Genomic DNA, 11,729 nt, shown 5'->3' with positions numbered 1-11,729 from the left:
TCTTTTACGCATTCATTGTTGGCAAATCGCCTGGCTTCACGCCAAACCGTAGCGCTAGGGCCACCAATAGCCTGGAATTGGCGAATGCACCAGGTAGAAGCCCAGGCGCGAATACGGGTGGCGCTTTCTATAGCATTTTTGCCATAGCTATCTTCTCCTACATCTTCACCGTCGATATTTTTGGCTATGTACTTGGCGATAGCCAGCGGCTGAGCCCTTGTTAGGCATCGTCCATCTGCTCGAGACGTTTGACGCGTAGTTGTCTTTAGATTTTGCTGTATGATTTTCTTGAGGAACCTTTATGGTTCCTCTTTTTTTGCCGCGGTGCTCCTCAGTTCCTTAATTATACGATGAGCATGGCGTTCGTTTCTAAGGTGTTTGGCGGCGATGTGAGCAATAAAACCTAGAAAAATAGCAAGCACAAAACACGGAACGGCTTGGGCTACATAATTATTCTCCCAACCGTTAAGCGTAGCTCTGGCATAATAAGCAACAAAAACTAACCCGGTGAACATACTAGCAATAAGAAGTAGTGTTAGTAACGCCAAGCACGCATAAGCGCTTATCAGCAAGAGCCTCTGTGTATACACCCGCCATGGGACAGGCGTTAGAAGGTTGGATTTCGGTTCAAAAGCTAAGAAGTCCCGCCAAGCTATTCTAATCTGAGGCCAAGTAAAATGAGGTAAATCGTTGGCTAATTTTAACAATGCTTCACGCGTGCTTCTATCTGTATCAATGCCGGTGGTTGCCTGGAAAATTTCTTTCTTATATTCTTCTTGCGTGTGAGGAAGCATGTCGATTTCTTTGACAAAGCTAGACTCTAGATATGACTCAAGCTCAGAAAGGTATGTGGAGCGTCGCTGCAGGAAAACACCAAGAGCCTTGAAAATCTCTGCTCTAGAGAGGATGAATAAGATAATTATAACAGCCAGCACTAGTAACCAAGGGTTCTGAATTGCGAACTCAATGACTTCCTTAGATATTTTCCAAGGCCCGAAGTGGACGATATCGGTTTTAGTTTCTGGTTGCATGTAGAGAATCCTTCAGGTAGATAGAGTCAAGTCTAGAGTTAAAGCAGGTTGAGAGCAGGCGTTTTAGTTCAGTTTTTTCGATTAGTTACAAACAGTCTCTATGCGACCAAAACGTTCTGCTGAAGTACACTGTAATTGAGGTTTTGACGAACTAGGCACAGGGTTTGATACAGTGTATGCCGCTGCACCTAAGCCTAATAGAAGAGTAGCCATGTCAGCGTTTGGCGCTTGTTGAGCTGGTGGGCGGTATAAGTCAGTGGTCGATATCTCGCGGCCAGCTACTTGTAGCGTATTTATAGCGATTAAATTACCAATGCGCGCTGATAGTTCTATCCAAGACCAACCGGCTCCCATGCATCGTTGTTCACCGCCTTCTACAGTTGCGGTGCTCTGGTGGAGTATATAGCCTAAGTTGTACATACAGTTAGAATCACCAGCCTGAGCGCACTGCATGAAAGTGTCCCAAGCATCTCGATTGTTACCGCTATTCAAGTGCGCTAGGCTTTGGTCGCTCATTGAGGTAGTGCAGGCGGAGAGCAAAGCCGCGAGTGAGGTAACTGCCATGTACTTTTTCATTCTGCCTCCCAGCAAAAAAAGACCGCACAGAGGCGCTCAGTCAGAGTTCTTATTAGTATAGTTTATTGGTCGTCGCCATTGGAAGACCTAGAGATAGTTCTGGCTAGAAACTCGAAGGCACCTGTTGGTTTCTGTAGTTCAGGGTTTGGGTAGGCTTCTTTCAGCAAACGCCGTCCTTCTTCAAGTTCGAGCTTGCGAGCGCCTTTAGGCAACTCACCAGAAACTAAAGCAGTGGCGGCTTTAACGTTCGCTTTGCGCTTAATCAGACCTTCCAGTACAGGTGCCCTACATGAGTAGATTGTCATTTCGTATTTTATTGGTTTTTAGTTTTTTACTGGGCATTGCAAGCGGCTTTGTGGACGAGCTGATCGTCAATGAAGAGATGGATTTAATTACGCAATGCATGGCAAATAGCGCTGACATGAGTATCACGGAGCATAACGCCTTCTTGTTTGCAGTGGTTATGGTGGGAAGCTTAGCGATATTGACAGCGTATGCAGGCTTATTCTTCTTTTTACGTTGGGCGCGTTATTTGTATTTGGTTTCGTTTGCGCTGATGCCGTTCACTATTTTCTTTGGGCCGGATGTGTCTAGCGGTTTGCAAGGGTTCTTCACCGATATCGCTAATGTGTTGTCTGGCGTTATTTTAGTGCTGATTTTTTTCTCGCCTCTCAAAGATGAGTTTAAGTGAAGTACTGGTTTTCGCGATGGATTGGTGTTGTGTAGATCAGTTCCGGTATAAAGACTGGTCCAGTTCTACTTTATATTTTCTTGTTTGAATTTTGAGCAAACTTGACTTGGTGGCTTAGGATCCGAGTTGCTCATACATCGTTATGGATTTCATGCAAAGTATTGCATTGAAAGATCGGGAAGGTTTTGAGTCGGAAGTTCTTCCGAAATGAAGCCGGAGTTTTATTCCGCTTCACTTCGGTTGAGAAGGACATTGCTTTTCAAGCAGAACTATTCAGGTCTGCATTCTGGGGGCAGATAGCGAGCATTGATCGTTGATTCGCGGCATGACCAAGAAATGCCCGAGTCGGCGCTGCTTGGGACATAGGCAAGATAACCATCAATATGGGTATCGGCTCGCATAATTACTACGATAGTGCCATTGTTTACGGCTATGGAATCCATTAGTGAGCCATTGGTTGAGGGCAGGGTGAGGTCATCACTTTCTGGCCAGCGCTGATGATCATAGGCGTATTGTTCGACGAGAGGCATCGTACTTTTTGCTACGCTGATGGCTGAAGCGACTTTCGCTCGTTTCGTATAGTCTTGATATGCCGGTAAGGCGATGGCGGCGATAATTCCGATCGAGGAGGTAAACACCAAAGCAAATATAATGAGTAAGACAGTACCTTTTTCAGAGCCTGCAGATAGCCCTTGATTGTACTTTTTATTCCACTTCTTTTGATCGGAACATAAGAAGACAATGCCTTCAATCCATGAGATGAGCACGGGTATGTAGGTCCAGAAAAAGAGAAGGTATAAAATTCCCCACCATTTACCCAGATAGAATCGGTGTAGGCCGAAGAGTCCAAACGAAAATGCCATAATGGCTGCAGCAACACGGCTTTTATAAACAAAGCTGTCTTGAATTAAACCGCAGTTGGTGCATCTGGGCTGCTCTGCTTCCAGGCTGGTTTGGCATTCGGGGCATTGTTTGGTCATATATTGTCTTCCTTGGACAGATGTGAGTGAGAACCGTTGTTGCATTATGGGAATGGAATACGAGTCTCTATGGGTTCGTTTAGCTTGCTCGCCTGTTTTCGATTATTCTGTTTTTTTGATGTGGCCAATGTTGGTTTATTTGCCGGCCCGTGTATCAAAAGGCCGCTCATGTTATCAGGGTAATCGATACTCGCCTATATCTGCCCTGAGAAATTCAATGGATCAGCGCCTTCATTTCTGATGCAGTGCTGTTCCAAAAGTGAGGTGGAGGTTCTCGCGCTGTTCTACTCTCGGGAACCCTTGGTTTTTATTGCCGCTAATTTTGTCAATCCAGAGCATATATGGAAAGTGTCTCTTCCAAACCTTGACGTAGCGTAATGCTGAATGGGTTCACTTGGGCTTCATACTGAGAAGGCTATGTTCTGGCTTTGAAAAATAGTGATCGCCATTGATTGTTCCATCAGAAATGAGTCTGTTGTCGCCAATAATACTTGCCCCTTAGCGGGGCAGGTTTGGTCAGAGTTTAAGGCGTGCTCATGTCCACTGAAGCAGCAACCTGGCGCCACATAACTTCAAAAACCGCTTCGCGGGAGGGCTTGCGTTTGCGAGAGAGGGCCTGGGAGATCACCTGTACCAGGGCGCCAAACATGGCAGCTCCAGCTAAATCGGCATCAACGTGTGCCGGTAAGGTGCCGAGGGCTTGGGCTCGCTTTATGCCTTTGGCTGTGCGTGTAATCACCGCATCGATGCGTTCTCTTTCTCGGCTGGCAACTTCCGGAGCTCTCGCGAATTGCCCATGAATGACTTTGGCAAAAGGCTCATCGTACATAAAGTCGACACCCACCTTCAGGCGAAGCTTTTCGCTTTCCATCCAGTCGCGGGTTTTGTGTAAATCCAGCGCAAAAACCTGCTTCTCCAGGCGGTCGTAGTGGTCATCCACAATCGCGGTGACCAGGCCATTCTTGGAGCCAAAATAACGATGCACCACACTGGCTACCACGCCGGCTTCTTCGGCAATCCGGGCAATTTCTATCTGGCCATCGAATCGCAGGGCGACTGTTCTGGCGGCTTCCAGCAGGCGATTGCGGGTTTCAATGCCTTTCTTTGTCTTGGGAATGATGTGACTGTTCATGCGTGAGAGTATGCCATAAATGTCAAAAGTGATGTCACTTCACTTATTGACAGGGTTAAGAAATTCACAATAATGAAGTGACTTCATTTTTTAATGCGGAGAGAAACGCTATGAACAGTACGACGTTTGAAAGCAGGGGCAACATCGGCATTATTCAAATCGATCACACCCCGAGAAATGCCGTCACGCTGCAATCGGCTGAGCAGCTTCTGGAGGCCATCACCCAGGCGATGGCATCGCCTTGCCGGGCCTTGGTCATTACGGGGACCGGTGACAGTTTTTGCGCCGGTATGAATTTGAAGGAAGTACCGAGCTATACGGCTCAGCAACAGCGCCGATTGCTGGAGTTTGCTAACAAAAACATCAGTACTTTGTACCGTTCGCCAAAGCCCGTCATCGCGGCGATTAATGGTCATGCGGTGGGGGCGGGGCTGACGATTGCACTGGTGTGCGATTATCGAATTGCAGCGGATGGCGAACACTTTGCGTACGGCTTGACCGAAGCCCGGGCCGGGATTCCTTTTCCAGCTTGTCCGGCGGTGGTGGTGAAGTCCGAGCTCGCACCTCAGGATCTGCGCTACCTGACGTTGTACAGTAAGAACGTCAGTGCCCAAAAAATCCACAGTATGAGAGTTGTAGACGAGATTGTCCCCCATGAGCAGGTCCTGGCGCGAGCCATGGAGGTGGCAGAAGACATGGCCAGCATTCCCGCCGATTCCTATGCCATGGTGAAAGGACAGCTCCGTGGCGATGCCATCCAAGCAATGAACGACATTGTGGAGAACAACAGCGACCCCATGATGAGTAAGTGGGTCAGTGACAGCGGCATGGATGCGGCGGACTCTGTGCTCAGCCAGAAGCCTCAGGTTTGATTGGCTAGTGCGTCTTGAAAACCCTTTATGAGACGCCGTCCTCTCCTGAAGACTGGTTGTCGATAATCGGTAGGGTTTCACCGTTTCCAGTGAGTCTCAGTTGGAAGTATGTGAGTTTCATGGCATGAGATTGGCTGTGACCTGTGAGGGCGCGGCTCTTTGCTTGTGAAGCCGCTTTTTGGCCGTTTGCCCCATTTATCAGTCCCCTTCTTAACGGTAGTTTTCCTTAAATTTATCTCGAAGAGAGGATGTTATGAGAAAAGCTGTACTGCTTGTATTGTGTTTTTTAACGGTTTGTTCTGTGTCAACCGTATGGGCGGATAGTAGAAAGCCTGAACTCAATATCGATCTTTCAACAGTAAAGAGCGCTTCAATAAAGGTGATTGAGAAAGATTATACGCCACCATCTGATCCGGTTTTTGATAGCAAGATGGTCACCGGTGACTCGGTTTCATTGTCTTGGTTAGAGAGCGAGGATGATCATTCGAACGGTAAGGATATCAGCTATCTTATTTACTTATTCGAAGATGGAGATGATGTAAATTTTGATTCCAAGGAAGACTTTAGAACTAAGGGTGAGGTCAGAGCGTATCTGGAAGATTTGCCTGAAAAAACAAGGTTCAATGTGTACATTCTTTCAGAAGATGAATTTGGAAATCGTTCAAACCCGGTTGGGCCGGCGTCGGTGGAAACAGGAGTGGCGCATGATAAAGTCACAATAAGCGAGTCCGAGACGGTATACAACCTTACCCAGATGGGTGTTGGTCATTATATCAGTGACAATAAAGTGTACATTGATGCTGATGAGCTAAATATAACACTCATGGTGGGTGATTATCTGATTAGCTATTCAGAGTATGAGGTTTTTTATCTAAAAGTAGTTGATGTTTCCATGAAAAATGGTCGGTATGAAATTCACACTGAAGATGTTTCCCCATTTGAATTTTTAACTCCAGGTAGAATTTCGATAGGATTTCTCGATGATCACAATCCCTATCCGTCAAAATCAACTGAAAAGACATTCGGCGGTGAGGCTGATGAAGACCTCGATGGGCGAGTTTACTATGGTCGAGAACGAGTTTGCCTATAAATGAGTGATTTGCCTTTGTTTTGTGTTTTTATCAAACACCGGAAGGCCGGCCGCTACGCATCCGGCTCCCGTAATTTTCTAAATGTAGAAGGCGTCTGCCCGGTGGTGCGCCGAAACTGTCGCGTGAACGCGCTCTGATCTCCGTAGCCGCAGTCCATCGCAATGTCGGCAATGGAGTGGTCGCTGTTGAGCAGTAAGCGGCTGGCGTGATCGATACGAATCTTGAGAAGCCATTGCCCGGTGGGCAGGTCGTAGAGCTTCTTCATTCGGCGGTCGAGTTGGTAGATTGACATGCCCGCTACATCGGCCAGTTCCTGTAAGCTGGGAGGGTTGGCGATGCGGTCCTGGGCGTATTCGACGACTTCTGAAATGCGATCAAAATCCTCACTGGTGACATCGGGGAGTTTCAGATCTCGGGATACGCCGACCAGCCCAACAATCTCATTGTTTTTGCCCAGAAGAGGGCGTTTTCCGGTCAGACACCAGCCGACCTCTCGATTCTGATACACGTGCAATTCCAGCTCATCAATCAGGTGTTGGCCGGACTGCAAGACCTTCTGATCCTGCTCCTCATAACCTTTGCCTAAGTGGCTGCCCAGTATCTCCGAGGGGCTGCAACCGATGAGTTCGGCTTTGCTCTTGCGACCGCTTCTCTCGACCAGGGTCTGGTTGACACTGACGTAGCAGCCGGCCTTATTTTTGACAAAAAATACAACATTGGGGATGAGGTCGAACATTTCCTCCGCGGGGAATGGTTCGGCTAGTTCTGCGTATAGCTCGCTTGCTGGGTTGATATCACTCATTTTTAAATTGTGCCAAAAATCAAGTTTGTATTATAGTCATGGTAAAGACAGGATTGGGTTGAATTTATAGCATACGCATATCTTCTGCCCATAGTGAACCCCAAGAGAGAGAATTCTATGTCTGCTATGCAATCTGTATTTACTGGCTGTATTCCAGCCCTGATGACCCCCTGTGATGCCCAGGGCACTCCGGATTTTGCGGCTATGGCTCGCAAAGGTAAGGAGCTGATTGAGGCGGGTATGAGCGCGGTGGTCTACTGCGGCTCAATGGGAGACTGGCCTTTGCTCAGCGACGAGCAACGTATGCAGGGTGTTGAGGCTCTGGTGAATGCTGGTGTGCCGACCATTGTGGGTACAGGTGCCCAGAGCCCGATGCGTGCTGTGGCGTTGGCGGCCCATGCCGAAAAGGTGGGGGCGGCTGGTTTGATGGTGATTCCGCGTGTTTTGTCCCGTGGTATTTCCCCAACGGCTCAACGGGCGCATTTTGCGGCCATTCTTGAGGCGGCGCCGAGCTTGCCTTCGGTTATTTACAACAGCCCATATTACGGCTACGAAACCAAGGCTGATTTGTTCTTCGATCTGCGCAAAGATCACAGCAACTTGGTTGGCTTTAAGGAGTTCGGCGGTGCCGATTCCCTGAGCTATGCCGCTGAGCATATCACCAGTGGTGCTGAAGATCTGACCCTGATGGTGGGTGTGGATACTCAGGTTGTGCATGGTTTCGTTCGTTGTGGGGCTGGTGGCGCCATCACAGGCGTGGGTAACGCCTTCCCGAAAGAGGTGCTGCGTTTGGTTGAGTTGTCTGAGCAGGCGGCGAAAGGGGATGCCACGGCTTATCGTTTGGCTAATGAACTCAATGACGCCATGGCAGTATTGTCCAAGATCGATGAGGGGACTGATCTGGTCTTGTTCTACAAGCAGTTAATGGTGTTGGAAGGCAATGCGGAGTATGAGCACCAACTCAACCCAAGCGACCGTTTAAGCGCTAGCCAAAAAACCTTCCTCGAGGAACAGTGGCAGCAGTTCCGCAACTGGTGGGCCAGCTGGCCCGGCGCTAACTAAGCGTAACGTTGTGAAGACGCCAGGCAATTGCCTGGCGTTTTTGTTTGTGTGGTGTTTGCTTTTCTCCGTTCTCCTTTTCTCTTCTTTCTTCTCTTTTCGCTTCACTCCACTCCCTTTGGAATCTGCCTTGTTGTCGTGGCGTTATCTGTCTGCTTTTTAAAAATCCGCCTGTCGTTGCTTTTAAGCCGGTCATAAATCTGCCAGCAACGTGTCAACTGGTGAGGACTTTAAAGATAATCCGTTGGTCAGAGTAGGGCGCAATGGCGCGTAATAATTTATTTTGGACACACTATGAAACGACACGATACATGGTGATACAAAAGCTTGAATAATGAACAAAACATGATGGTTTTATGGCAATTTTTTAATGAGGGTAAATTTTTTTGTTTATCTTGTTGGCTTACTTTTTTCGTGTCCTAAATGATTGAAATACTTTTTAAGTTTTGTATCGGTTTGTATGTGATTAGTGGTCCTGCCAGAAGGATCGGCTGTACACTTCGCTTGTCAAGATAGTGTCATAATTTGCGTGCTAGAGTGGTGTTTTGGTGAAAGCCAAAAGTGATATAAAAGTTTGGAAGGGCAATGGATAAGTTTTTACAGCGTATTCAAGAGCAACGTTTTGATTCGGGATACTCACTGCTCGGTCTGTTTCTTCTGGTCTTTATTACCTATTCGAGTCAAGCCGTACTTCAGGCTTTTAATGCCGACGATATTATCCAATCACAGTATCCTTCAGATGCTTTGACGTTTCTGGCGCAAGGCCGGTGGGGATACTATCTTGTTTATGCCAAACTCCAACAGGCGTTGCCTTCGCCACTTGTGAGCACTTTTTTGGGGTGTTGCTTGCTGATAGCCAGTGCCTATTTAGCTGCAAGCTTGCTGGGTTTCAAGAAGCAATATCAATTGTACTTGTTTGTGTTGATTGGCAGTGTTTCTCTCTACTACGGAAAATTGTTTTCTTTCGACAGTACCCGCCTGGCCTATCCCTTGGGGAATTTTTTTGCAGTGCTGGGTTTGGTCGCTTGTGTTCGAGGTAGTCGCTCTCTGTTATTGGTGGGCTTGCTGTCGATGTCGATCGCACCTGCATTTTATCCGGCATCAACTGAGTTGGCGGCCACGCTGTTTTTGGCGTTGTTTTTAGTGTCTCTGTCGAGAGGCTTTGAGCCGGTCTCATTTAAGCGTCTGCTGCTTGTTGGTGGCGCACTGCTGGCGTCTTTGCTTGTTTATCTGTTGCTCACCAAAGGTTTGTACCGTGTTACCGGTTGGGTGATGGGGTCGCGAGCCGACATTGATCTGTTGGCGATGTTTAGTCGTTACAATGAGGTCCTGTGTTTGTTCAGTGAACACTCCTGGCCATTTCATTCGTTCGAGCAATGTCAGAAGCCTCAGTTTAAAGGGCATTTGGGGAAATTCGAAAAAGTCAGTATGGCCGCTGTTTTTTTGGCATTTAATGCTGCGTTTATTGTTCGTTATTGGTGTCGTTCCCAAGGAATGTACATTGTCTTGTTCCTGGCCGTTCAGCTGCTGATGTTATTGGCGCCTTTTGCGCTTATTTTCGCCAGCAAAAACTCTGTGTTCCCGATTCGTTCGCTTTACAGCGTGCCCTATATCTACGGGTTTTACCTGGTTGCTTTATTGGGTGAGTTGTTGGGATACCAAAAACGGATACTTAATGGGGTGGCTTTGGTGTTTATGTTGGTGGGTTGCACGTGGGTTTTGAGTGCGATGATTGATGTCTCCAATAAATCGTTTCGGGATTATAAAACCAGTCAGCGAAATTTGTTCGCGGTGAATCGAGTTATTCTCGATATTGAGCGGGTGCTCAGTGCCGAAGGTCGTGGAAGAGAAACCTATGTGCCGATGGTGCTTGTGAACGACAAGCCCAGACTCGGCGGAGTCTTGCATATCCCTTGGTCGCGGGAGCGGGTTTACCATTTACTCGACCCAAGGTATCAGGCGGCATCGGGAGCAGAACGAAAGCGCGTGTTAAAAGCGATTTCCGAAAAGCCGGTTTGGCCAGCAGAAGGTTCTATTTATATGGATCAAAATACTTTAGTGGTGGTGATCAGTCGATGAGCAAACAACAACTCATTTCAATCGTAGCGCCGGCTTATAATGAAGAAGAGGTTTTGCCGGAGTTTGTGAAGCGAACAACGAGCGTTCTGGAGGCCATGAGCGATTTCGATTATGAAATCGTTCTGGTAAACGATGGCAGTAAAGATCGAACTCTTGAGGCTATTAAGCAGCTGAAACTCAGCTACCCGAAGATTACTCTGGTGAATTTGAGCCGGAACTTCGGGAAGGAGATCGCCATGACGGCTGGACTGGCGGAATCCCGAGGGGATGCTCTGATCGTGATCGATACGGATTTGCAAGATCCTCCGGAACTGATTCCCGAACTGGTGGCCAAATGGCAGGGCGGTTTCGATATGGTGTACGCCAAGCGTAAATCCCGAGAAGGGGAAAGCTGGTTGAAAAAAGCCACCGCAGCAGCGTTCTACAAGTTTATGCAAAATATTGGGAGCACGCCGATTCCGCCCAATGTCGGGGATTTTCGGCTGATCAGCCGCCGGGTAAGCGAGGCCTTGTTGCAGCTACCGGAAAAGCATCGTTTTATGAAGGGCCTGTTTGCGTGGGTGGGTTACCCGCAAACCGAGGTGCTTTATGATCGTGATGCTCGCTTCGCAGGTGATACCAAGTGGAACTACTGGAAGCTTTGGAATTTTGCGATTGAGGGGCTGACATCGTTTACCATTGCTCCCTTAAAGATAGCCAGCTATATTGGCGTGCTTACGGCGTTCTCGGCCTTCCTGTACGGCTTGTTTATTCTGGTAAAAGCCTTGATCTGGGGAGACGATGTACAAGGCTTTCCAACCATTATGATCTCGATGTTGTTTTTGGGCGGCGTGCAGTTACTGGTGTTGGGGGTCATTGGTGAATACCTTGGCCGTGCGTTTAATGAAGTGAAGCAGCGCCCCTTATATTTTATTGAATCTGTTGATCCGGCCGGGGTTGGCCGTGTTGTTGAAAAAGAGGCCTTAGGTGAGTCACGCGAATGTAAACCTGAAGAGCGAGCTGCTTAGGATTCTTAAATTTTCCTTTGTGGGGCTTGCGAACACTGCACTGGACTATCTGGTTTTTGTTGCGTGTTTCTACGGCTTGGGTTTTCCCATTCTGCTGGCAAATGTTTGTGCATTCAGCCTGGCGGTTTGCCTGAGCTTCTATTTGAATTCCCGATTTACCTTTGCCGATATGTCGAAGGGAAGGTCCACAGCTCGTTTGGTCAAGTTCTTTGTGGTCGCCTGTACCGCGTTTGTGGTGGCCACTGCCGCGGTTTATTTTCTTTCGGCGTATATGCCCGTCTACCTCGCTAAAATTGCCTCTATTGTGGTGTCCCTTGGTCTGAACTACGGCTTGTCTCGTGTGCTGGTGTTTAGCCGGGGCAATTGATTTTCAGCTTCCGTCTGGCCAGCCTTTCCTGAACGTGATACA

Annotated in this window: 12 protein-coding genes; 7 read left to right on the top strand and 5 right to left on the bottom strand. The window is 48.0% G+C overall.

Going from position 1 to position 11,729, the window contains the following annotated elements; genetic code table 11:
* Window positions 1-299 precede the first annotated feature (299 nt).
* Window positions 300-1,031, bottom strand: a complete 732-nt coding sequence (locus ABWW03_RS11220) for a hypothetical protein (protein WP_353408389.1) — start codon at window positions 1,029-1,031, stop codon at window positions 300-302.
* An 865-nt stretch (window positions 1,032-1,896) separates the two neighbouring features.
* On the opposite strand from ABWW03_RS11220, the gene ABWW03_RS11215 reads away from it, so the two are divergent.
* A complete protein-coding gene (locus tag ABWW03_RS11215) occupies window positions 1,897-2,298 on the top strand; it encodes a hypothetical protein (protein WP_353408388.1) in 402 nt (133 codons plus the stop codon).
* A 269-nt stretch (window positions 2,299-2,567) separates the two neighbouring features.
* On the opposite strand, the gene ABWW03_RS11210 is transcribed toward ABWW03_RS11215, so the two are convergent.
* Window positions 2,568-3,278: an NINE protein gene (locus ABWW03_RS11210; RefSeq protein WP_353408386.1), complete on the bottom strand. Its 711-nt coding sequence runs from the start codon at window positions 3,276-3,278 to the stop codon at window positions 2,568-2,570.
* A 523-nt stretch (window positions 3,279-3,801) separates the two neighbouring features.
* Entirely contained in the window at window positions 3,802-4,410 is a 609-nt protein-coding gene (locus ABWW03_RS11205) for a TetR/AcrR family transcriptional regulator (protein WP_353408385.1), read from the bottom strand.
* Window positions 4,411-4,520: 110 nt separating this feature from the next.
* Here ABWW03_RS11205 and ABWW03_RS11200 point away from each other — a divergent pair, with 110 nt between their 5' ends.
* Both ABWW03_RS11200 and ABWW03_RS11195 read left to right on the top strand, forming a co-directional pair.
* Complete coding sequence (locus tag ABWW03_RS11200) at window positions 4,521-5,282, top strand: enoyl-CoA hydratase/isomerase family protein (RefSeq protein WP_353408384.1); 762 nt, start codon at window positions 4,521-4,523, stop codon at window positions 5,280-5,282.
* Window positions 5,283-5,535: 253 nt separating this feature from the next.
* The gene (locus ABWW03_RS11195; protein WP_353408382.1) at window positions 5,536-6,372 is read left to right on the top strand and encodes a fibronectin type III domain-containing protein; all 837 of its coding nucleotides are present in this window, start codon (window positions 5,536-5,538) and stop codon (window positions 6,370-6,372) included.
* Between the two features lie 53 nt (window positions 6,373-6,425).
* Here ABWW03_RS11195 and ABWW03_RS11190 read toward each other — a convergent pair whose 3' ends face one another.
* Window positions 6,426-7,109: an AraC family transcriptional regulator gene (locus ABWW03_RS11190; RefSeq protein ID WP_353408380.1), complete on the bottom strand. Its 684-nt coding sequence runs from the start codon at window positions 7,107-7,109 to the stop codon at window positions 6,426-6,428.
* 183 nt (window positions 7,110-7,292) lie between these two features.
* Between ABWW03_RS11190 and ABWW03_RS11185 the strand changes: the two genes are divergently transcribed.
* Window positions 7,293-8,237 (top strand): dihydrodipicolinate synthase family protein, encoded by a 945-nt coding sequence (locus ABWW03_RS11185; protein ID WP_353408378.1) that lies wholly within the window; start codon window positions 7,293-7,295, stop codon window positions 8,235-8,237.
* Here ABWW03_RS11185 and ABWW03_RS11180 read toward each other — a convergent pair.
* Window positions 8,230-8,430: a hypothetical protein gene (locus ABWW03_RS11180; RefSeq protein WP_353408376.1), complete on the bottom strand. Its 201-nt coding sequence runs from the start codon at window positions 8,428-8,430 to the stop codon at window positions 8,230-8,232. The two genes, ABWW03_RS11185 and ABWW03_RS11180, sit on opposite strands and share 8 nt — an antisense overlap.
* A 389-nt stretch (window positions 8,431-8,819) precedes the next feature.
* On the opposite strand from ABWW03_RS11180, the gene ABWW03_RS11175 reads away from it, so the two are divergent.
* From ABWW03_RS11175 to ABWW03_RS11165, 3 genes are read left to right on the top strand one after another with little or no spacing between them, the layout of a single operon-like run.
* Window positions 8,820-10,313, top strand: a complete 1,494-nt coding sequence (locus ABWW03_RS11175; protein ID WP_353408374.1) for a glucosyltransferase domain-containing protein — start codon at window positions 8,820-8,822, stop codon at window positions 10,311-10,313.
* Entirely contained in the window at window positions 10,310-11,320 is a 1,011-nt protein-coding gene (locus tag ABWW03_RS11170) for a glycosyltransferase family 2 protein (RefSeq protein ID WP_353408372.1), read from the top strand. Before ABWW03_RS11175 ends, ABWW03_RS11170 begins: the two co-directional genes overlap by 4 nt.
* Entirely contained in the window at window positions 11,280-11,687 is a 408-nt protein-coding gene (locus tag ABWW03_RS11165) for a GtrA family protein (protein WP_353408370.1), read from the top strand. Before ABWW03_RS11170 ends, ABWW03_RS11165 begins: the two co-directional genes overlap by 41 nt.
* The last annotated feature ends 42 nt before the right edge of the window (window positions 11,688-11,729 follow it).

Source organism: Pseudoteredinibacter isoporae (assembly GCF_040372805.1).
Classification (GTDB): domain Bacteria; phylum Pseudomonadota; class Gammaproteobacteria; order Pseudomonadales; family Cellvibrionaceae; genus Pseudoteredinibacter; species Pseudoteredinibacter isoporae_A.
This window is presented reverse-complemented; position numbering and strand designations above follow the sequence as displayed.